Origin of the sequence: Shewanella sp. MSW (assembly GCF_007636515.1) — a bacterium.
In the GTDB taxonomy this organism is placed as follows: Bacteria; Pseudomonadota; Gammaproteobacteria; order Enterobacterales; family Shewanellaceae; genus Shewanella; species Shewanella indica.
On record NZ_LVDR01000014.1, the window covers coordinates 20,981 to 41,376 of the forward strand.

15 protein-coding genes are annotated in these 20,396 nt (G+C 52.1%); 6 read left to right on the forward strand and 9 right to left on the reverse strand.

The genetic code is table 11. The annotated features are described in order from the left end of the window. Positions 1-7 precede the first annotated feature (7 nt). The 4 genes from AYI96_RS14815 (at position 8) to AYI96_RS14830 (ending at position 5,822) form a co-directional block, all read left to right on the forward strand. Positions 8-907 carry an MBL fold metallo-hydrolase gene (locus AYI96_RS14815; RefSeq protein WP_144361869.1) on the forward strand — a complete coding sequence of 300 codons (900 nt, stop codon included), beginning with the start codon at positions 8-10 and terminating at the stop codon, positions 905-907. Positions 908-970: 63 nt separating this feature from the next. Next, the gene (locus tag AYI96_RS14820) at positions 971-2,338 is read left to right on the forward strand and encodes a sigma-54-dependent transcriptional regulator (RefSeq protein WP_039035093.1); all 1,368 of its coding nucleotides are present in this window, start codon (positions 971-973) and stop codon (positions 2,336-2,338) included. A 41-nt stretch (positions 2,339-2,379) separates the two neighbouring features. Continuing rightward, on the forward strand, positions 2,380-3,144 hold the full coding sequence (locus tag AYI96_RS14825) for a thioredoxin domain-containing protein (protein WP_162207119.1): 765 nt from the start codon (positions 2,380-2,382) through the stop codon (positions 3,142-3,144). A gap of 383 nt (positions 3,145-3,527) precedes the next feature. Beyond that, the gene (locus AYI96_RS14830; RefSeq protein ID WP_071477427.1) at positions 3,528-5,822 is read left to right on the forward strand and encodes a hypothetical protein; all 2,295 of its coding nucleotides are present in this window, start codon (positions 3,528-3,530) and stop codon (positions 5,820-5,822) included. Between the two features lie 102 nt (positions 5,823-5,924). Here AYI96_RS14830 and AYI96_RS14835 read toward each other — a convergent pair whose 3' ends face one another. The 6 genes from AYI96_RS14835 to AYI96_RS14860 form a co-directional block, all read right to left on the reverse strand. Beyond that, complete coding sequence (locus AYI96_RS14835; protein WP_144361871.1) at positions 5,925-8,870, reverse strand: NEW3 domain-containing protein; 2,946 nt, start codon at positions 8,868-8,870, stop codon at positions 5,925-5,927. Between the two features lie 465 nt (positions 8,871-9,335). Beyond that, on the reverse strand, positions 9,336-10,061 hold the full coding sequence (locus AYI96_RS14840; protein WP_071477429.1) for a phosphotransferase: 726 nt from the start codon (positions 10,059-10,061) through the stop codon (positions 9,336-9,338). A 276-nt stretch (positions 10,062-10,337) separates the two neighbouring features. Further along, positions 10,338-10,517: a Trm112 family protein gene (locus AYI96_RS14845; protein ID WP_039035097.1), complete on the reverse strand. Its 180-nt coding sequence runs from the start codon at positions 10,515-10,517 to the stop codon at positions 10,338-10,340. A gap of 4 nt (positions 10,518-10,521) precedes the next feature. Then, positions 10,522-11,535: a tetraacyldisaccharide 4'-kinase gene (gene lpxK, locus AYI96_RS14850; RefSeq protein ID WP_144361872.1), complete on the reverse strand. Its 1,014-nt coding sequence runs from the start codon at positions 11,533-11,535 to the stop codon at positions 10,522-10,524. Continuing rightward, positions 11,536-13,335: a lipid A export permease/ATP-binding protein MsbA gene (gene msbA / locus AYI96_RS14855; RefSeq protein WP_144361873.1), complete on the reverse strand. Its 1,800-nt coding sequence runs from the start codon at positions 13,333-13,335 to the stop codon at positions 11,536-11,538. Positions 13,336-13,368: 33 nt separating this feature from the next. After that, on the reverse strand, positions 13,369-15,768 hold the full coding sequence (locus AYI96_RS14860; protein WP_313954999.1) for a DNA internalization-related competence protein ComEC/Rec2: 2,400 nt from the start codon (positions 15,766-15,768) through the stop codon (positions 13,369-13,371). Positions 15,769-15,797: 29 nt separating this feature from the next. Between AYI96_RS14860 and AYI96_RS14865 the strand changes: the two genes are divergently transcribed. Beyond that, on the forward strand, positions 15,798-16,304 hold the full coding sequence (locus AYI96_RS14865; protein ID WP_039035101.1) for a DUF2062 domain-containing protein: 507 nt from the start codon (positions 15,798-15,800) through the stop codon (positions 16,302-16,304). A 176-nt stretch (positions 16,305-16,480) separates the two neighbouring features. Here the strand turns inward: AYI96_RS14865 and lolE are convergent, their stop codons facing one another. Genes lolE through AYI96_RS14880 form a run of 3 tightly spaced genes read right to left on the reverse strand, consistent with a single transcriptional unit; the run spans position 16,481 to position 19,678 of the window. Further along, the gene (gene lolE, locus AYI96_RS14870; RefSeq protein ID WP_144361874.1) at positions 16,481-17,740 is read right to left on the reverse strand and encodes a lipoprotein-releasing ABC transporter permease subunit LolE; all 1,260 of its coding nucleotides are present in this window, start codon (positions 17,738-17,740) and stop codon (positions 16,481-16,483) included. Next, the gene (gene lolD, locus AYI96_RS14875; protein ID WP_044734777.1) at positions 17,737-18,453 is read right to left on the reverse strand and encodes a lipoprotein-releasing ABC transporter ATP-binding protein LolD; all 717 of its coding nucleotides are present in this window, start codon (positions 18,451-18,453) and stop codon (positions 17,737-17,739) included. The genes lolE and lolD overlap by 4 nt, the downstream gene beginning before the upstream one ends. Continuing rightward, entirely contained in the window at positions 18,446-19,678 is a 1,233-nt protein-coding gene (locus AYI96_RS14880; RefSeq protein ID WP_101095808.1) for a lipoprotein-releasing ABC transporter permease subunit, read from the reverse strand. The genes lolD and AYI96_RS14880 overlap by 8 nt, the downstream gene beginning before the upstream one ends. A 96-nt stretch (positions 19,679-19,774) precedes the next feature. Between AYI96_RS14880 and AYI96_RS20580 the strand changes: the two genes are divergently transcribed. Then, a complete protein-coding gene (locus tag AYI96_RS20580) occupies positions 19,775-20,371 on the forward strand; it encodes a hypothetical protein (protein WP_028780486.1) in 597 nt (198 codons plus the stop codon). Positions 20,372-20,396 lie beyond the last annotated feature (25 nt).

Here is a 20,396-nt window from a genome sequence, read left to right on the forward strand (position 1 = left end):
AGTTCCCATGCCAGGTTTGCTTAAACGCTTTACATCACTCGTGCTGTTTACACTTGTCAGCTTGGCTGCCGCGGCGGAAAACAATTCCTATGCCAAGAATCCCTATGCCGAGGTCAAGATAACCACTCATGAATTGCTGCCAGGTCGCTATATGTTGACCGGCGCCGGCGGCAACATAGGTGTCAGCGCCGGGGAGGATGGACTGCTTATTATAGATGACCAGTTTGCGCCGCTGGCAGAGAAGATTTCTGCGGCATTACAGGGCCTCAAGCCAGGCCATCCGGCTTTCGTCATCAATACCCATTTTCACAGCGATCATACCGGGGGCAATCTGTACTTTGGCCAAAACGCCAACATTCTTGCCCACGAGAATGTGCTCAAGCGCTTGAATGAGAAAGCAACCCAAAAGAAGGCGCTACCTGTTATCACCTATGACAAGGGACTGAAAATTCACTTCAACAACCAGGTGTTGGAACTTATTCATCTGGGCCCAGGGCATACGGATGGTGACACCCTGGTGCTGTGGCAGGATCGCAAACTGGTGCATATGGGCGATCTCTTCTTTAAAGACAGGTTTCCTTTTATCGATCTCGACCACGGCGGCTCGGTCATCGGCTACAGAGACAATGTCGCGGCCGTGCTTGAACTCATAGATCAGGATACCCTGGTTATTCCAGGTCATGGGGAACTGGCTAATAAGGCCGATCTCCTGAGGTTCAAACATATGCTGGATGACTGCATCAATTGGATGAAAGAGGGCAAGCAGCGCGGCATGACTCTCGAGCAGATGCAGGCCAAGGAACTGCCCCAAGCATGGCGGGAATGGGGCTGGCAATTCATCCCCAAGGAGCGCTGGGTCAAGACCTTATATTCAGGGGTTTCAGACGACCAAAACCCTGCCAGGTAACTTGAGGCTCTTCCCTGAGCTGACTAGACTTAAAGTCTGATACGCCCAGGGATCTGAACGCTCATGAACCAAGAAGTTCCAAGCGATTCTAAAGGGTCCAGAATCAGTCGGCGTAACATATTGGTCCTGGATCCTGTCGATGGCTTGCCTGATATTGCCGCCGAGTTGGCACCCTTTGGCTGGCATTGCTTCAAAGCACAGCGAGCCCATGATGCATTGACCCTACTGGGTCAATACGACATCAGGGTAATTGTTGCCGTCATTGAAACCAGTAGTCACAAATGCCAGGCCAGAGAAATAGCCGAGATCCAAAGAAAACATCCCAAATTGCAATGGTTGGCGGTGACAGATGGCATATTGGACACAAGTTGTAGCTGGCTATTGTCGGCAAACTTTATCGATTACTACCACAAGCCTTTGAGCTGGTGCCGCTTCAATGACTCTCTGGGGCATGCCTGGGGTATGTCACAACTGGCGAGGAACAATCCCACCGTCGCCATTGATGGCGCCCCGCTGACCGCGATTGAAGGCAAGCACCCACTGATCCAAACCTTGCGGCGGGATCTGGAAAAACTGGGACAATCTGACGATACGGTACTTCTCAGCGGTGAAACCGGCTCAGGAAAAGGCCTTTGTGCCAAATGGTTGCATTTTCTGTCCCATCGCCGTCAAGGCCCTTTCGTTACCCTCAACTGCGGCGCCCTGCCCGCAAGTCTGATCCAATCAACGCTGTTTGGCCATGAAAAAGGCGCCTTTACCGGGGCAGACAAGCGCTATATAGGACATTTGGAACAAGCTGATGGTGGCACCCTGTTTCTGGATGAAATCGCCGATCTGCCGCTGGACCTCCAGGTGAATCTGTTGCACTTTCTCGATGACAAACAAATTATGCGGATAGGCGCCTGCCATCCACAGACAGTCAACTGCCGAATGATATTTGCCTCCCATCAGGACCTTGAAAACGCCGTCGATGAAGGTCGATTTCGGGAAGATCTCTATCATCGCCTCAATGTATTGCGGCTACATGTCCCCAGCCTGAGGGAGTACAAAATCGATATCATTCCCATGGCTGAACGTTTTTTGCAAAGCATCCCGGGCAATGCCAGTTCACTGGTATTCAGTAACGAAGCCCTCAATGCCATTCAGAATTACAACTGGCCGGGTAATGTCAGGGAACTGCAAAACCGTATTCGCCGTGCAGCCGTCATGGCCGAAGGCACAGAGATCTCAGCCAAAGCCCTGGGGCTGGATAGAATAAAGGAACATAACCCTGATATAGACCTGGCCAAACAGAGGGATAACCTGGATGCCGAAGTACTGCTCAAGGCCATTGCCGATAACCGCCACAATATCTCTGCTGCGGCCCGACAACTCAATATTTCCAGAACGACCTTCTATCGCTTGATAAAGAAGTGTCAAATTCAACTCTGATGCTGCCAGGGAGTCAGTGGCAGCCACTAAAGGAGCTCACTATGTTCAATCATCCGCTGATGTTTATCTGGCTTCCACTACTGTTGCTGTCTGGATGTCAGCCACAGCAGCCGTCCTCTTCAGAGCAGGAACTTAAACAATCTATGGCTGAGATCAAACTCCAACTGATCCAAATGGAAAAACAAATCAAGGAGATCCATGAAATAGCTACAGCATCAACAACCCCTAAAGCCAAAGAGTTGCCGCCCTTGGCTGACCTGGATAATCAAGGCAAGCTACCCTCCTTGGGTCAATCTGAAGCACCAATCGTCATAGTGGAGTTTTCAGACTTTCAATGTCCCTATTGCAAACGCTTTTTGGATCTCAGCTTTCCCAAACTCAAGCAGCAATATATAGATACAGGTAAGGTCAGATACCTGGTTCGCAACTTTCCGCTAAGCTTTCACGCCAATGCCGAAAGCGCTGCTATTGCAGCAGCCTGTGCCGGCAAACAAGATAGTTACTGGCCAATGCGAGAACAACTTTTTGCCAATATTACCCGGCTCAATCCTGAACTCTATTTAAGTAGTGCCAAGCAGCAAGATTTACAACTGCCGGACTTTGAAGCCTGCCTTGATGATCCTGCCACTAAGGCGAGTGTCATGGCAGATCTCCAGTACGGTCAGCAATATGGCGTCACCGGCACCCCAAGTTTTATCATAGGTCGAGTAAGTAATAACCAGATGCAGACACCCAAATTATTGGTAGGAGCTCATCCCTACGAAGCCTTTAGTGCCATTTTGGATAAATTACAGCAGGATAATTAGTCTGACGCCTCATCCCACCGACTCACTTCCCCCCTCAGCGCCAAACAAACTGGCCTGCGCTACACGCAGGCCAGCTACTGAACAAGTGATACAAGCTGAAACATACTCAAGCCTCTGATTCTAAAGCAAGCCATTCACAGTGTTCCAAAGACGAAACACCCAGACTGTTACACCTGGCAGACAAAAACATAGAAAATACCTAAAAATCAAAGCGTTAACTATATGGAATGACGTTTGCTTATCAGGGAGGCGTTTGGATATTTGCTGTGCGAATCCGGCCATTCCTTTAGGAAGCCTTAACCGGTGATGTTACTCGATTGCAGCAAGCTCACTAAATGTGCGGCCACTGTCAGTGGCCAAACAAACTTCGGAGGGATAGCAAGATGAAACTATTCCAGTGTAACTGGCTGATCAGGGCTCTGGGTGTCGTCCTGATTGGCGGCGCCTCGCTTTACGGTGCCTCGAGTTTGACGCCCGTCAACGCCTCCTTCTTCCCGCAACAGTTCGATCAAGCTTGTATGGCCGAACAAGCGGGATTTGCCCTCAATTGTACAGCCAATGATGTCAGGGTAAGTAAGGTGGATAATGTCCGTAACCTGGATGGTACCACGCCGGTAGAGTGCGTACTGGGTGACGATGTAACTTTCCTGGCAGATGTGACCATTACCACTACGGCTAATCAAAGGTATGACTATTCCGTCTATCTACCGGAAGGCAGTTGGAGCGCTCAGGACTCAGATCCCAATAATGAGTGTTCAATTCTGCTCGGGCGTACCAATGGTCCCGGCGTTGACCTGGAAGAAAACCTCGATGCCTGTGCCGATATCAGTAAGGCTGCAGGTTATGATGCCACTCATGTCTATAGCGGCGAGCAGATCACCCTGTTCTGTCGCGATGATGATAACTCAGGCAAGGCTGAGTTCAATTACTGTGCCGCCTGGCACAACAAAACCGGTGCCGATTGCAGTGAAAACAATCCCGCTGCCCCCGGCACACCATCCAAGTGTCGTTGCGATGCGTTTGATATCGACGTCTTTATCAAACCCAACCCACCTGTGATCAATAAAAAACTCATCACCAGCAATACCCAAAATGAACCCGGAGGCACTTACACTTTTGAGTTGAGTTTCAACAACCCCAATGCCCAAACTTCACTATTCATCACTTCGTTAAGCGATGAAGTGGATATTGGTGCCGATGGTACCTATGACACTTCACTGAACTTGTGGAGTGCAGGCGGACCTGTGGGAGCCAGTGATGGTGTGTACCTAAAATCCTCCAACTGTACTCAACCGGCGAATGGTGGCGAAATTCTGCCAAGTGGGTCTTATAGCTGTCAGTTTACTGTTCATATAGTCGATAGGGACTTGCCGGATCTTGCTCCTAATATCGAGTTGTATGATGACTTGATTAAACTGGCGCTGGAAGACAAAAACGGCGATGACGTCATCGACAGCAACAGCTGCGCTGCGGTTAATGGCATAGACGGTGAACACTGCTCCAATGTGGTCCAGGTACAAGTTGAAAACCTGAACCCCTCCATCACAGTGTTGAAAACTGCAAACCCGGATCAGGTTCCTGAGTCAGGCGGAAACGTGACTTATACCGTCAGGGTCAATAACACTGCCGAAGCCTATGATTCACCACTTGAACTCTTCTATTTGGTAGATGACAAGTTTGGTGATCTCAATGGCAAAGGGAGTTGTAGTACTTATCTCGATATCGCCTACGGTAGTTACTATGAATGTAGCTTCACCGAATTTATCAGTGGCACCGGCGCCGGTTCTCACACTAATACTGTGACTGCCAAGGCCTATGACGATGAGATGATAGAAGCTATGGCTGCCGACTCAGCCACAGTGGTTATCAATGATATTCCTTCCATGATCACCTTGGATAAGAGTGCCGATCCTACTTCTGTACTGGAAACAGGTGATGACCTCTCTATCTTCCGTGATGTGGAGTTTACCTTCCTGTTTGGTGTTAAAGATCAAATCAATGGTCAAAACACAGTTGATACCGTGACCTTCAACACCTTGGATGACTCTGTATTTGGTGATCTTACCGCTAAATGTGAAGTAGACACTGTTGACGGCTTGCCATATGGTCCGGCGCCACTCGCTGGTTTAATGCTGGATCCCGGTCACAATGCCAGTTGTACCATCACACTGCAGGTGCAAGGAAACAGGACAGATATACATACCAATCTGGCAACCATATACGGTACAGATGAAGATGGCCAGGCCGTGGATGCCATGGATGATGCCACTGTAACCTTTACCCCAGGGTCACCCGCAGTTGATATGGACTTTGCCGCCAGTATGTTGGTGGTACTGGGTATGCATAATGCCGACGTGAACAATGCCAACCTGACTATGCTCACCGCTGCAGGTGTCGATGTGTTCCCAGGTGCCGATATGCCCGGTTTCAAACTGATTAATTCGGGCGGCACTTTCGAAGGCGTCAACTATGGTTCCTGTGCATTAAACCATCCATTTGGTTACACAGGTTCTGGAACAGAAGACTACTTCTGTGCCTTTACCATAGAATTTAAACCCGGTTTGGAAAACACAGACCCTATCGTCTTCCTGGGTGATGTGATAGTGAAACTGGTTAACAGTAAAGGAGATGAATCTACAGCCGATGTGACCATTCAAGTCGGCACCAATGAGAACTAGCCAGCTCAGGCGTTCTCCAATACAAAAAGCCAAGGGTATTACCCCTTGGCTTTTCCACTCTTGGCTTCAGCCAGTTTGATTGTCATACAAAACCAAAATCAACTAGTGCTTACCCTTTCCCTTATTGCCACCTTGGCTGCTACCGGAATCTGTCGAGCTCAAACTGATGGTCACAATTGCGGTTGCACTCTCTTTACCATCAGAAATGGTATAGCTGAAACTATCTGTGCTCTTGAAACGTTTACCCGGTGTGTAACTTATCTGTCCATTAGCCAACAGCTCGACCGTGCCCAGACTGCTGCGACCAACTGACGTAACCTGCAAAACATCGTCATCCGCGTCTGTGTCATTGCCAAGCACATTGATACTCACCGCCGACTTGCTGGCGATACTGACGCTATCATTCACTGCTTCAGGGGCGGAATTCACTGGAGCAGCAATTGAAAACAAGGCTTCAGTACTTGCCTGGTAACCACTATCAGCATTATCCAAGACTCTGAACGTCAGCCCATAATCACCGGCTTCAGCATTAGCAGCAGAAATCACTGTCACAGAAACCGTTTTGCTCTCTCCCGGAGCCAGGTTCAGATCCTGACTGTTACTACTCCATCCGGCGGGAACATCGGCCAAAATGCGATAGCTGGACGCCTGGCAACTGCCACTGTTTTTATTGCTGACAGTCAGTTGGTAGCTTTGAGCAGCCCCGGCAGCGACCGCGACATCCGGACCAACGACCGAGACCAATGGCGCCACCAAACTACAAGGTGTTTTCACTACATAGCTGGCCAAGGCCGAGCTCTGGTACTCCGGCGCATCGCTCTGCACAGCTGCCAAACTAAAATTGTATACCCCATCGGAACTCTGTTCACTGGAGGTAATCTGAATACCGACATTGGCACTCTCCCCCGGGGCCAGAATAACGCGACCGCTGTTTGCCTGCCAACCGCTGGGTAAAGCCGCCGTCAGTCGATATTCTGCCGCCTCACAACTCGTGTTGCTGTTGTTGGTCAAAGTCCCCTGATAAGTTACCGTCTCCCCCGGTACAGCAATCACATTGGCCTGCTCCAGTGCCCAGGATGGTGCAGCCAATTCACAAACCGCAGCGACTTCGTCCACCATATATCCAAGCAGAACTTCACTCTGGTAACCACTATCGGCTTGATTGGCGGCAACCACAGAAACTTCATAAAGGCCAGGCGTAACATCTGCAGCCGAACTCAAGCTAAAGCTCACGGGTTGACTTTGACCCGGAGCCAACTCAACACTGCTCCCTTGGAATTGCCAACCTGCAGGTACTGAAGCATTCAGCGCAAACACACTGGCAGCACATTCCAGACTATCCCTGTTGGTCAGTATTGCGTTATAGGTAACCAAGGTTCCCGGCTGAACCCACTGCGGGGTTTGCTGCTCAAGCACCAGCTCAGGCGCAGCTGCCACACAGGCCCTCCCCTGGTAATCAACATAAACTCCAGCACCGTTGGCATCGGCAAATTCAGTGGTAAAACTCACGCCGGCATCGCTATCTGTGTAACTGTTGCCGACAACCAGGGCAGCATCGTCGAGGTCAAACAGGCTACTCTGCGGGGTCATGTCCAGTAATTGACTGCTCTCGATATCCTGATCGCTACTGTTAAGGTGCACCAGCACGCCTTGAGTCACCGCCTTGCCTGCCATAAAGGCATCAAACCCCAGAGGCTGACGATACTCAAGATAGTACCAAAGCGGCTCACCACTCAAACTGTCTGTGCCACGACGAACTTTCAGGCCGCGAGCCCCCCCTTGCGCATCACTTTCATAGGGGGCCAGCTGAAAACTACCGGCTTCATCGGCGCTGACAATATCGCCCCGCTCTTCGGTCAACCAACCTAAGCGGGCCTTGTTCAACAAATTGAAATGTCCTTCCGACTTACCCATGATGTCCAGCGTATCGCCATAGGTAATGGCAACACAGGAATCACTCAAATAGCCGCTACCACAGTTAAGTTCTTTGGCATGTTTCAAGCCCAGGTTATGCCCAAGCTCATGCCCTATGGTCATCAAATTCAGTTCACCGTTGATCCAGGCTCTGGAGGGACTACCACCTACCGTCCCCTGACCACGCCAACTGCAACTACTGTTCTTAGGCAGGAGATAAACCAAACGTGAGTACTGACTCAGATCAAAACCTGCATCTTTGGCGGCTTGTTGGGCATAACTGTCCATTCCAAAATAATCACAGTTAGTGTCGATTGGCAAAGTCAGATAGTCGCTAACATCACCACTGAGCCAGGTCTGACCGTATGAGGCTTCCAGGTAATAATCATTGACTCTACCGAACACCATCTGCTTAACTTCCTCGATACTCCAAGGTTGCAGGTTCGGGTTATCCTGGAAGTTAAGCAGCAATACCAAGAGTTTTTGCTCACCCGTGGTGCCACTGAGTACAGCCCCGGTACCCTTGACCAGGTTTTGGCTTTGCGTTTCATCCAAAGCCAAAACCTGTAAATTTTCCGGTTTGGTAAGAACTACAGCCTTGGGCTCTTGTGCCGCATCTTTAAACTGCCAACCTTTTACCCTGACTTGAATACCGGTTTTCAATGCAGCTTCGGCCTTGGGCAAAAACAGCTCCACTGAGGTTTCGCCACTGGTGAGGAAGTATCTGAGTTTATGACCATCACCTGTCGCCAACTCCTCATAAATAACCTCAAGCTTCCCCTGAAACTCTTGTTCGGATGCAAAAAAAGTTTGTAACTCAGTTGGGCTCTGGGTTCTGAGAGACTCTGGTAATATCAGCCCCAAAGCAGCCTGAGGCTGGCTACGCACCAACTCAAGCATGGCCATTTGTCTGGACTTGGCCAAAGATTGCAACGAGCCAATATCTTTCTTGGCTCTCAAGCCTCTGGCGAGAGCTTGGGATTGAGAAATCGCCTGTTGTTTCAGTTGAGTGGCGGGCGTTGCATTAACCCCGGCATGTCTATGGGAGTTCTTTTGTACACCGTTAGGGGACTGAGCCAATACCGGCATGGCAAGCAAAAAGCTGCTAAGCAGCAGAAGAACTGAACGGGTCATATCTGTCTCTCAGGCAATACAAAGCCCTGCAAACCTAAAAAGGTTCTTGCAGACTTTGCATATGGTTTACAGGGAAGCCAAGTAACTCTTTAGATTTCCTTTCCGCCGTGAATGAGGACTTGCTTCGAACTTAGCCCAGGATCTCTTCGAATCCTTAGGAGGACGACATTCTATAAAATCAGTCTATATTTTGTACACCCCTCAAAACCCTTGAGTTTAGCGGCTTTGGGGAGTTTTCCTTGTAAAACAGACCTTAATAAAGATTAAAAAATAAACTGGTTTGACCAGATTATTTTTTGACATTATTCATGATGTTAATGAAAAGTAAACTTGAATAAGTGTTTTTTTCTGCCATTACAGTTCGTTATTAGATAAGGTCAAACTTACATCCAATAACATTTTTTTGACACCCTGTTTTCAACTTCAAACAGGACACGTCCCGAGTGAAACTAATCAGACAGAAATTTAGAGGGGATTATTGCGAAAATGCCACAACACCCAATAGATGGGCTTAAGGTCGCGGCCGCCGATATCACGAAAAGGCCGCAGCAACAGATATAACCACTGCCAACTGATCAGGAAACTTTTGGCCTCACGCCAGATAGCTTCACCGCCGGCTTGGCGATAACTGGCTATCACCTGGGTTATCGCTTCATTGGCGGGCCCCATATAGCGGTATAAGCTATGAATATACACCAGCAGATCCCTTATCTGCTGCATCAGCATGTCTTGACCCTTTTGAGTGGCTTCAAAATCGATAAAAGTCACCTGCCCTTGCTGCCAACTGATATCTCTGAGCGCCGGACGGCCATGGGCCAGTCCCATGCTGTGTAAACCAGCCAGCGCAGCGGCGCTGTCATTGAGGATCTGTTGCATGCCCGGTTTATCTTGCGACTTGATTATCAACCATTCTCTGACTGTTACCCCAACATCCTCCACCACAAAGTAGCCCTTGTCGGCCTGAACAATACGCGGCACCGGGGCTGAGCAACTGGCCAGGTGCTCCAGAGTCTGTTTCTCTTTTTCAAGCGCCAGTTGGGGATTGGGTTTCAACACCCGCATGGCTCCCTGCAGTGTCTCGGCTTGTTTAAGCCAGTACTTTTTACCCTCATATTCAAACGAGCAAATACGTTCCCCGGGATGAGCTTCCAGCACCCGCAGAACATATTGATTGAATTTGGGTTGAGTCATCTACAGGGTTTCCTTCAAAGAGTTTGTTGTAAGTCACAGAAAATACTTATTAGTATCTTAGGGCGTGGCGTTCGAAGCAAACTAACTCAAGATAAACTCTTGTTATTTAACGAATCCCAAGTGAAATTCGCCACAAATGGTTAATAATAAAAACAGCAAAAAAATAGGATTAACAAGCTGTGAACAAATCAACTGCTACTAATGAGGGGGGCTAGCGGATAGGCTTTTAGCAGGCTCCGATCAGCAAGGCTGATCGGAGTTTAAGAGCGGGAACTATTACTGTTTTTCTTGCCAAGGTTCGGCCTTGTCAGCCAACAACACAGGGATCCCGTCATTGATAGGGTAAGCCAGCCTATCTGCCTTACAGATAAGTTGTTGTGCCTGCTTGTCATATTCCAGTCTGCCTTTACATACCGGGCAGGCTACGATTTCCAATAGTTTCTTATCAAACGCCATCAGACTATCCTTTTTGGTTTGCCTTTTGTTTGTTTGCCATCGCCTCCCGCACCCGGGTCAGCAATTGGGCATCGAATTGGGGTGATAGCTTGGCATTGACGGCCAGATACCACCAGTGTTGTTTTGCAAATTCGCGACACTTGATCGCATCTTTTTCTGTCATCAGCAGTGGCAGCTCGTCACCAAGGGCGGTCAAGGCCTCTGGGCTGTAGGCCTGATGATCGGCAAAGACCTCTTGGGCTTCAAGCTTGAACCCCATCCGAGAGAGGGTTTCAAAAAAACGTTCCGGATTACCAATACCCGCCATAGCCTTTACCGCCATAGGCGCTGTGGGGGCCTGAGCCTGGTTTTCCCCTGCAACACTCAGCACTGCGCCGGGTATAAGCTGCATACCAAACTCTCTGACGGTATCGCTGGCTTCGCCGTTATGGATTACCAAGTCGGCAGTTTCCAAGCGCCAGGCGCCTTCTCTCAAGGGGCCCGCCGGCAGTAACATACCATTGCCCAAGCGGCGGCTGGCATCGACAACCACCACTTCGATATCCCGCGCCAGTCGATAGTGCTGCAAACCATCATCACTGATAATAATATCCACCTCAGTGGACGCCAGCAGCAACTCGGCGGTGGCGATACGATCCACTCCCACGGCCATAGGCACTTGAGTGCGGGCCACTATCATCGCCGGCTCATCGCCAAAATCGCTCGGATTGGCCCCGGGAGGCACCAGCCTAGGTTCGGTTTGACCACTGCCATAACCACGGCTTATTACCCCGGGCCGATAGCCATAGTGCCTTAGCAACTCAATCAGATAGATAACGGTAGGCGTCTTGCCGCTGCCGCCGACAGTGATATTACCGACTATGATCACAGGTACAGGCAGAGTTTGCGAGGCCTTGAGTCCAAACTTAAACCCCAGACGTCTCAGGGCGCTGAGCAAGGCGAACAGCCAGGAAAGCGGCCAAAGCAACCACCTTGCCCAATGCTTCTGATACCAGATACGGTTAAGCAGAGCTTCCACTTAACCTCCGAATTGCATCTGGTACAACTTGGCGTACGTCCCATCCTTTTCCAGCAGGCTCTGATGCGTGCCGCGCTCGAGGATCTTACCCTGATCGACCACCAAAATCTGATCGGCACTCTCAATGGTTGACAGTCTGTGGGCAATCACAATCGAGGTGCGATTGCGGCGCAGGTTATCCAGCCCCTTTTGAATCGCCTTCTCTGATTCGGTATCCAGTGCCGAGGTTGCCTCATCGAGGATCAACACAGGGGCGTCTCTGAGAATGGCTCTGGCAATGGCGATCCGCTGACGTTGACCACCGGACAGCATCACGCCGTTCTCACCTATCTCGGTATCCAATCCTTGGGGCAAGGTTTCGATAAACTCCATCGCATAGGCCAATCTGGCAGCGTTTACTATCTGCTCCCGGGTAGCCTCGCCTGGGTAAGCATAAGCAATATTGTTGGCTATGGTGTCGTTGAACAGGGTGACCTGCTGCGACACCAAGGCGACCTGGCTACGCAGACACTTGAGTGAATAGTCGTAAATACTGACATCATCCAGGGTGATCTCCCCCTGTTTTAGCCCGGTGTAGAAACGGGTCACCAGACTGGCGATAGTCGACTTACCCGAGCCTGAGCGGCCCACCAGCGCCAGAGTCTGTCCCTGACGCACTTCAAAGTCGATATTCTCAAGCGCCAAACGCTCCTGCCCCGGATAACCAAAGCTGACATTATCGAAACGCAGATTACCCTCAACCCGCTCTACTGTGTGAGTGCCGCTATCGGATTCCCCCGGGGTATCCAGCAGCTCAAACACTGTGGTACAGGCGGCAATACCCCGTTGAAACTCGGCGTTGACCCGGGTCAAGTTCTTGATGGGCTGCAACATCGCCAGCATGGCGCCCAGGATAGTGGCAAAGGTACCCGCCGTCAGTTCATCCTTCAGACTGTCAAAGCTGGCAGCATAGAGCACAAAGGCCAATGCAAAGGAGCCTATGATCATGATAAGCGGCTGGCTGATGGCCTGGGCCGCCGCCAATTTCATGTTCTGATAACGGTTGTGATCGTTGACCTTGGCAAAGCGATCGGCCTCTGTCTTCTGACCACCGAAAGACAATACGTTTTTGTGGCCCTTGATCATCTGCTCGGTCACAGCAGTCACCGAGCCCATGGCCCCCTGGATCTGCCGCGATACTTTACGGAAGCGGCGGCTGACAACGGCAATCACCACCCCGATGAAAGGACCAATGATCAGAATACACAGTGACAGTTTCCAGGAGTAATAGAACATCAACCCCAGCATGCCTATGACAGTAACGCTGTCTCTCACCAAGGTGATCAGCGCACTGCCGGAGGCTCTGGCGATTTGCTCTGTGTCAAAGGTCACTTTGGAGATCAAGGAACCTGTGTTTTCCCTGTCCATATAGCTGACAGGCAGCGACAGTATGTGTTCAAACACCTGCTGACGCATGTCCTGAATAAGCTTGGCGCTGATATAAGAGATGCCATAGGTAGAGACAAAGTTGGCCACCCCCCGAAGACTGAATAGCCCCACTACCACAAAGGGGGCCATGGTCAACACATCCGAGCTGGCATTAAACCCTTTGGAGGTGCCCAGCTCGACGCCGGCCACGACAGAATTATTGGCAAACCCCTCATCAATAAAAGGTTTCACAAAAGCGATAAAAGTAGCGTCCACAACCCCATAGGTGATCAACGCCAGAATCGAGATGACAAATACCCCTTTGAGGGGCTTGAGATAGGTCAGCAAACGTCTGAAAACTGTCCAGACTTCACGTTGTTGAGATGTGCTCATCAGCGAAACTATATTTATGACAAAGTCGCCATTCTACTCTGGATTCCCTGCCATACCAAACCCAAACAAGCGGTTATACCAAAATGGCGCCAGATCCTGGCGGTAACTGTGCACTGTGTAACCTTGCCCATCAAAGTGGATACTCACCTGCCCCAGCTCGCCGGAAATCAAGGCTTGGGCGCCAAAGGCCCGATACCTCAAGCGTATATCTTCCTTGGGAAACCCCCAGCGATTGCCATGCCCGGCCGCAAACAACACCCGCTCAGGTGCTATTGCGCCGATAAACTCAGGGTGAGATGAGGTGCGACTGCCATGATGGGGCGCCAGTAAAATATCACTCTCGATTGCGCTTTTTCCATGCAATAAGGCGACCTCACCGGCCAGTTCTATATCCCCCGGCAGCAACACTCTATGATGACCATCGAAGAGCTGCAGCACGCAAGAGCCGTTATTGCCAGGCTCAGGTACTTGGGGGCCAAGAAAGTTCAGCTCTATCCCTTGCCAATCGAGCATCCCCGGGCGGCAGCCCCTGTGCCAACGCTTTGAATAACGGCTCTTGAGCTCAGACACATCGGTGATCAACCCTGCCTTGTCAAAGGCCTGCATCAGCACTTGGGCGCCACCGGCGTGGTCATTATCGCCATGGCTGATAATCAGGTAATCAAGTTTGGTCACACCTTTGGCACCAAGAAAAGGCACTATCACCCGCTCGGCGTAGCTGAAACGCTCGCCAAAGGCCGCACCTGTATCATAAAGCAATGCATGTGGCCCTTTTTGTACCACCACAGCCAGCCCCTGGCCCACATCCAACATATGCATTTGCCAGCCCTTGGGTTTGAGCAGGCCAAGCCATAGCCCGAGCTGCAGTACAAAGGGTAATATCAGCAACATCGCCACGCCCCGGCCCTTGGGCAACATACGCCAACAAAGCCATGCCGGAAACAACAATAGCGCCGCGGCGCTGAGAGCCTGCGGCAACATGAGCCAGCCACCGGGAAGCTGACTATTGAACTGCCATAATTTTTGCACCGGCCAGAGACTGAAAGCCGCCAGTTGCCAAGGCATAAGTGCCACAGCATCCATCCCCAAGGCGGAGAACACCGACCACAGCAGCAGTGCCAGCAGCGCCAGGGGGATCACCAGCAAACTGAACCAAGGCACCAACAGCAAGTTGAGCCACAGGCTGTGAACCGTCACGGCGCCGAAGAGTATCGCCTGCAGTAGCGACAGTCCCAGACAAAGGCGCCACTGTATTGCCCAGAATGCCAAGGCCCAGCGCTTGAGCTTGGCTGGCCAGTGGGTCAGTACTTGCTCCTGCTCCAGAACCTTAGGATTATGAACTTGATAATTAAGGCTCAACAAAATTAACGCCAACGCCGAAAATGACAACCAAAAGCCGCCGCTGAGACTGGCCAAGGGATCTATCAAGAGTACGCAGGCCAGTGCCCACAACAGCCGCTCCCAGGCCGAGGTATAGCGCATCATTAAAGTCGATAACACCAGCAAACACAGCATCAACAAGGCTCTTTGGGTGGCAATGGCAAAACCTGCCAGATAGGCATAAAAGAGTGCCATCAGCAACGCCGCCAAAGATGCCAGTACCAGATTGCGCCGCCCATAGACAGGTGCCCAACGCTTGAGCGCTCCAAAACTCAGCAGATAACACCAGAAGGCGACAACCGAAAGATGCAACCCCGAAATCGCCACCAAGTGGGCATTGCCGGACTGGCGCAACTCTTGCCAGCGCGCCTCGGAGAAGAGTGACCGCTCACCTAAGGTCAGCGCCAGCAGCAGATCGCCGCCCTCAATTTCGGCCAATACTGGAGTTAACTCCGTGACCAAACGTGCCCTGAGCCCAGTTGATGGCAACAGCCGCTCGGCGGATGTTACCTGGCCTCTGGCGGTTATCCGCTCACCGAGCAGATAACGCTGACGATTGAAGCCGCCCTGATTGAGCACGGCGGCAAAGGATCTGGGTTTGACTTCAAACTGCCACACCTCACCCAATTGCGGCGATGGCAATGTATCTCCCTGCCAGCTCAAACGCCACTTTGGAGCCAGGGGCGCCCAAAGGGTTAAAGAATTATCATCAATTGGCCGAATATCCATGCGGATCCAGTCGCCGTTTGCAGAAACTAGTGATATGATTTCGCCCCGCAGTGTCTGATTAACAGACGTTTCAGAGCTGAACAATGAGTCAGTAAGGCTTTTAATATCAATGACTAACTGACAGTAAACACTGACCCACAGCACGCCGCCCAAAGCACCATAGAGCAAAGCACTTCCCTTGGGAACCCAGCTCCCGCTCCAGACTCTGAGGCACAAAACCAGCAGCACTGCAATAATTGGCAATGAGAATAAGGGCGGTATCCAGGGCCAAAGCATGGCCGAAAGTACGGCGATGCCAAAGCCCGATAAGCATTGATTCATCATTGAGTAATTTAAGACAGCAATCTGAGCCTATGCCAAAAAAGATCATTCAGAGATTCATGCCCGATCCGGAGAAACTGAGGAATCATAAACACCTCAAGATCTTCGGCAGCCTGCTGAACAAACCCAATCTTTGGGCACTGAATCGCCGCTCTGCCCCCGGCGCCTTCGCCATAGGCCTGTTTGTTGCCTGGATGCCAATGCCGTTTCAAATGGTGTTGGCGGCGGCGCTGGCGATCTACTTTCATGTCAACCTGCCGGTGTCAGTCGCTCTGGTTTGGATTACTAACCCAGTAACCATGCCGGCCATGTTTTATCTGGCTTATTTGATAGGTGCCAAGCTGCTCAATCACCCGCCGCAGCAGTTTGTCTTCGAAGCCAGTTGGGCCTGGATAGAATCCTCCATCAGCACCATAGGCCCACCTTTCCTGTTCGGTTGTTTGGTGTTGGGTGTGGTCAGTGCCCTGACAGGATATTTTGTGATCAAGAGTGCCTGGCAGTACTCCATCTATCTGCAGTGGCAAAAACGACGCAAATAGATGCTACTAGATGCTACTGGCAGTAACGTCACTGGAGCGACACAATTCAGGGATACTTTAGGAATACATGGTTTTAGCGCTGACCAAATTTGGCAACCCAAAGCGCATTCAACCAACAAATAGCAAGAACCCGGCGATGGCCGGGTTCTTGCTATTTAGGATCTGCCTGTCGCTTATCAACGCCCGGCCAGAGCGGTTGCCGGGGCTATTCGACTGGCCCTGAACGCCGGATACAGGGTAGCCAGCAGACTCATCAGCAGCGCCATAGCCACCACGACCAGCACATCGGTGAGCTCGAGCCTGGATGGCAAGAAATCGATAAAATAGATATCCCCCGAGAGCAACTTATGCCCGGTCAACTGCTCAATCCCCTTGGCGATAGCCGAAAGATTCTTGGCCAGCAATACCCCCAGCAAGGTTCCTATGGCACAGCCCAGCACACCATTGAGCGCGCCCTGAACAATAAATACCAGCATCACGGCGCCGCGCTTAAGTCCCATGGTCATCAAGATGGCGATTTCCGAAGCCTTGTCACGCACCGCCATCACCAGGGTGGAGACTATGTTGAAACAGGCCACACCTATTACCAATGCCAGCACCAGATACATGACGGCGCGCACCAGCTGAATGTCCTGGTAAAGATGGCCCTGGGTGCGGGTCCAGTCGTTGAGATACAAAGTCTGGCTCTGGGCATAACCCAGCTCGCGAATCAGCCGCGGCGCTTCAAACACCCGCTCAACCTTGATTCTCACCCCGGTCACCTCGTCTGCAAGCCCAAGCAGGCGCTGGGCATAGGCCATGGGCACATAAGCCGTGGTGTATTCAAGCTCGCCGCCGAGACGAAAACTGCCGCTTATCAACAGTGAATGACTGCGGGCCTGCGCCAGTTGACCACTGCCCTGGCCATGGGGTGATGGCAGATAGAGGGTCAGGCGATCACCCACCTTAAGTCCCAGTTTGTCCAGCATCCCCTGGCCCAGCACGATATGATTGCTGTCGCCCTCAAGGCTCTGCCAGCTTTCCTGTGTCAGATACTGACTCAGGGTCGAAACCCGCGCTTCGGCCTCGGGGTTAACCCCCACCACAGACAAACCAACAAAACCGCCCGGCTTTTGCACCAAGCCCTGCATACGTACCAGCGGAGCGGCGGCGCTGATGCCGTCGATTTGCTCGGCGTCCGACACTATCTGACGCCAGTCATGAATAGGTTCGCGGACCTGGCTCAACTCCCCCTGGGGCACAACCCCGAGCAGGCGCTGCTCCAGTTCGCGCTCAAAGCCATTCATCGCCGACAGCACCAGAATAAGCACGGCAACCCCGAGGGCGATACCTGCGGTGGAAGCAAAAGAGATAAAACTGATAAAGCTGCTGCTCTGGCGGGCGCGGTAAAAGCGCCAGCCGATGACCAGGGGCAGCAAGGCGGGATGCGCCGTCATTGGCCCGCCTCCGGCGCCGACAAACGACCATCGACCATCTGCAGCTGCCTATCCATCCTGGCTGCCAGTTGATGATCATGGGTTACCACCACAAAAGCCGTGCCCAGTTGCGAGGCCAGCTCGCGGATAAGCTCATAGACAGCCTCGCCGCTGTGGGCATCCAGGTTACCCGTAGGTTCATCGGCAAGTACCACTTTGGGGCTGTTGATCAAGGCCCTGGCAATGGCCACCCGCTGGCGCTCACCACCGGAAAGCTCCGCCGGGGTGTGATCCAATCTATGTCCCAGCCCCACTCTTTCGAGCAAGGCCCTGGCCTGCGCTCGCACTTCCGCCTTGGGGCGACCGGCAATCAGCCCCGGCATGGCCACATTTTCCAGGGCGTTGAATTCGGGTAACAGATGATGAAACTGGTAGATAAAGCCCATCGCCTGATTGCGCAGCTGTGCCTGGCGGGAGGCCGAGGCCTTGTATAAGTCCTCGCCTTCGAGCAATACCTGACCGGCAGAAGGCTTATCCAAGGTGCCAAGAATATGCAGCAAGGTACTCTTGCCTGAGCCAGAACTGCCGACAATCGCCAACTGCTCCCCCGGATACACCTTGAGGTCGACCTGCTCCAGCACCTTGGTGCTGAGCTTGCCTTCCTGATAACTCTTGCTGACGGCTTTGGCTTCAAGGAGCGCGGCTTGTTGCATGGTATTGATTCTCTTATTCATATCTAAGTGCAGTCGCAGGTTCTACCCGGGCGGCCCGAATGGCCGGGTACAAGGTGGCGGCCAGGGTCATCAGCAGAGTGCCGATGGCGATAAGCACCAGTTGCTGTGGTTCCAGCTGCACGGGTAACCTCTGCCCGGCGCCCAATACAGCAATCCCCAGGGTCGACAGCAGCGGATTGATGTTGAGGGTGGCCACTATGCCAACCCCGAGGCCCAGCGCCAGGCCTATCAGAGCGTTGAGGGAGCCCTGGGAGATAAAAATGGTCATGATATCCAGCCTGCCCAGCCCCTGGGTCTTGAGCACTGCGACATCGGCAGTTTTATCCACCACCATCATCACCAGCGCCGAGACAATATTGAAGGCTGCCACCGCGACAATCAGGCTTAACATCAAAGACATCATGTTCTTTTCCATCTTCACCGCGGCGAAGAGATGGCCATAACTGTCACGCCAGTCGCTGACGCTCACCTCAACGCCCTTAGCTTCGAACAAATGTTCAACCTTGGGCGTCAGCGCCGGGGCGCTGAAGGGGTCGCTCAGAAACAGCCTGAGATCCTGAATTTGCTTTGGCGACTGACGCATCAAACGGCGGGCATCTTCATAGTGCAGAAAAGCCACCCCGGCATCGACCTGAGAACCCATCTCAAAAATACCCGCCACTTCAAAAATTCGCTGGCTGGGAACAGGCCCAAGCGGCGAGTACACCACACCATCACCGCTGAGCAGGCGCAGCTTGTCTCCGGTGGCAACATTAAGCCGCCGTGCCAGCTCTGAGCCCAACAACACCCGGTAGCTGCCGCTGCTGAGCGAATCGAAGGCATCCAGATAGGCGTGTTTGGCTACAACCGAGAGATTTTTTTCGGCCTCGGGGTAGATGCCATAGAGCTGCACCGCACTGATATTATCGGCCGACTGGGCCATCGCCTGGGTGGTCGCCGAAGGCGCCAGCCCAAGCACGCCGGGCAATTGCTGTAAATCACCTTTAAAGCTTTGCCAGTCATCAAAAGAGTGGTCTGTATGTACTGTCAGTTGTGGAATGGCCCCCAGGATACGGGTCTTGAGCTGGCCTTCCAGGCCGTTCATCACAGAGCTGACAATAATCAATGCTGCCACCCCGAGAAAAATCCCGCTGACGGCGAAGAAGGTAATAAAGGAAGCAAAAGCGTTGGCCTTGCGGGCACGCCAGTAACGATAACCTATGTAAAATGAGAGTCCCGGATTCATGAGAGGGATAGCATGTCCTGTGCGCTGCGCTTGCTAAATCAATGAAGTGGGCACGATAATAGGTGGATTGACCGGGTAAATACAAGAGGCGGGACCTTGTTTCCTGAATCCAATCCATACTTCAGCGTGCCCCACGCCTTCGATGTCTATCTCAGCCTCTGGCCCAAGGACACTCCCTTGCCGACCGAGAGCCAGCTGCTGGCGATGCAATCCACCGGCTTGAAACTGATGAGCGAGGTCAAGGCGCTGGAAGCCGGCTGTTTGTTGCAGCTGAGGCAACTCGGCGATGAGGGCCGGGCGATAGTCGACTACCTCAAACTCCAGTCCCGTAAGATAGATCTGGTGTTACAGCACGTATTGGAGCAGGAGAGCCGCGAAGGCCAACACTGCCCCGGGGTGCAATTTGGCGGCAGCGGCGTGCGGGTGCAGTTACCCCAGGCACTGGACGCCGGTACATTTTGCAAGCTGACCCTGTTTATTCGCGATGAAATCCTGTCCTTGCAGTGCATCGCCTCGGTGCGGGAATGCCGCGCCGACCCAGGCCATGAAGGCCAGTTTCTGGCCGATCTCGACTATCGGGTGATCCAGGATGCCGATATCGAACTCTTGGTCAAGGCCAGTCTCAGCGTGCAACAAAAGCAGCTCAAGCGGCGTAAGGCCAGTCAGGATCCCAACTGGCACGAGCCATCCTAAATCTCTACAATGGTGCGCAATCCAT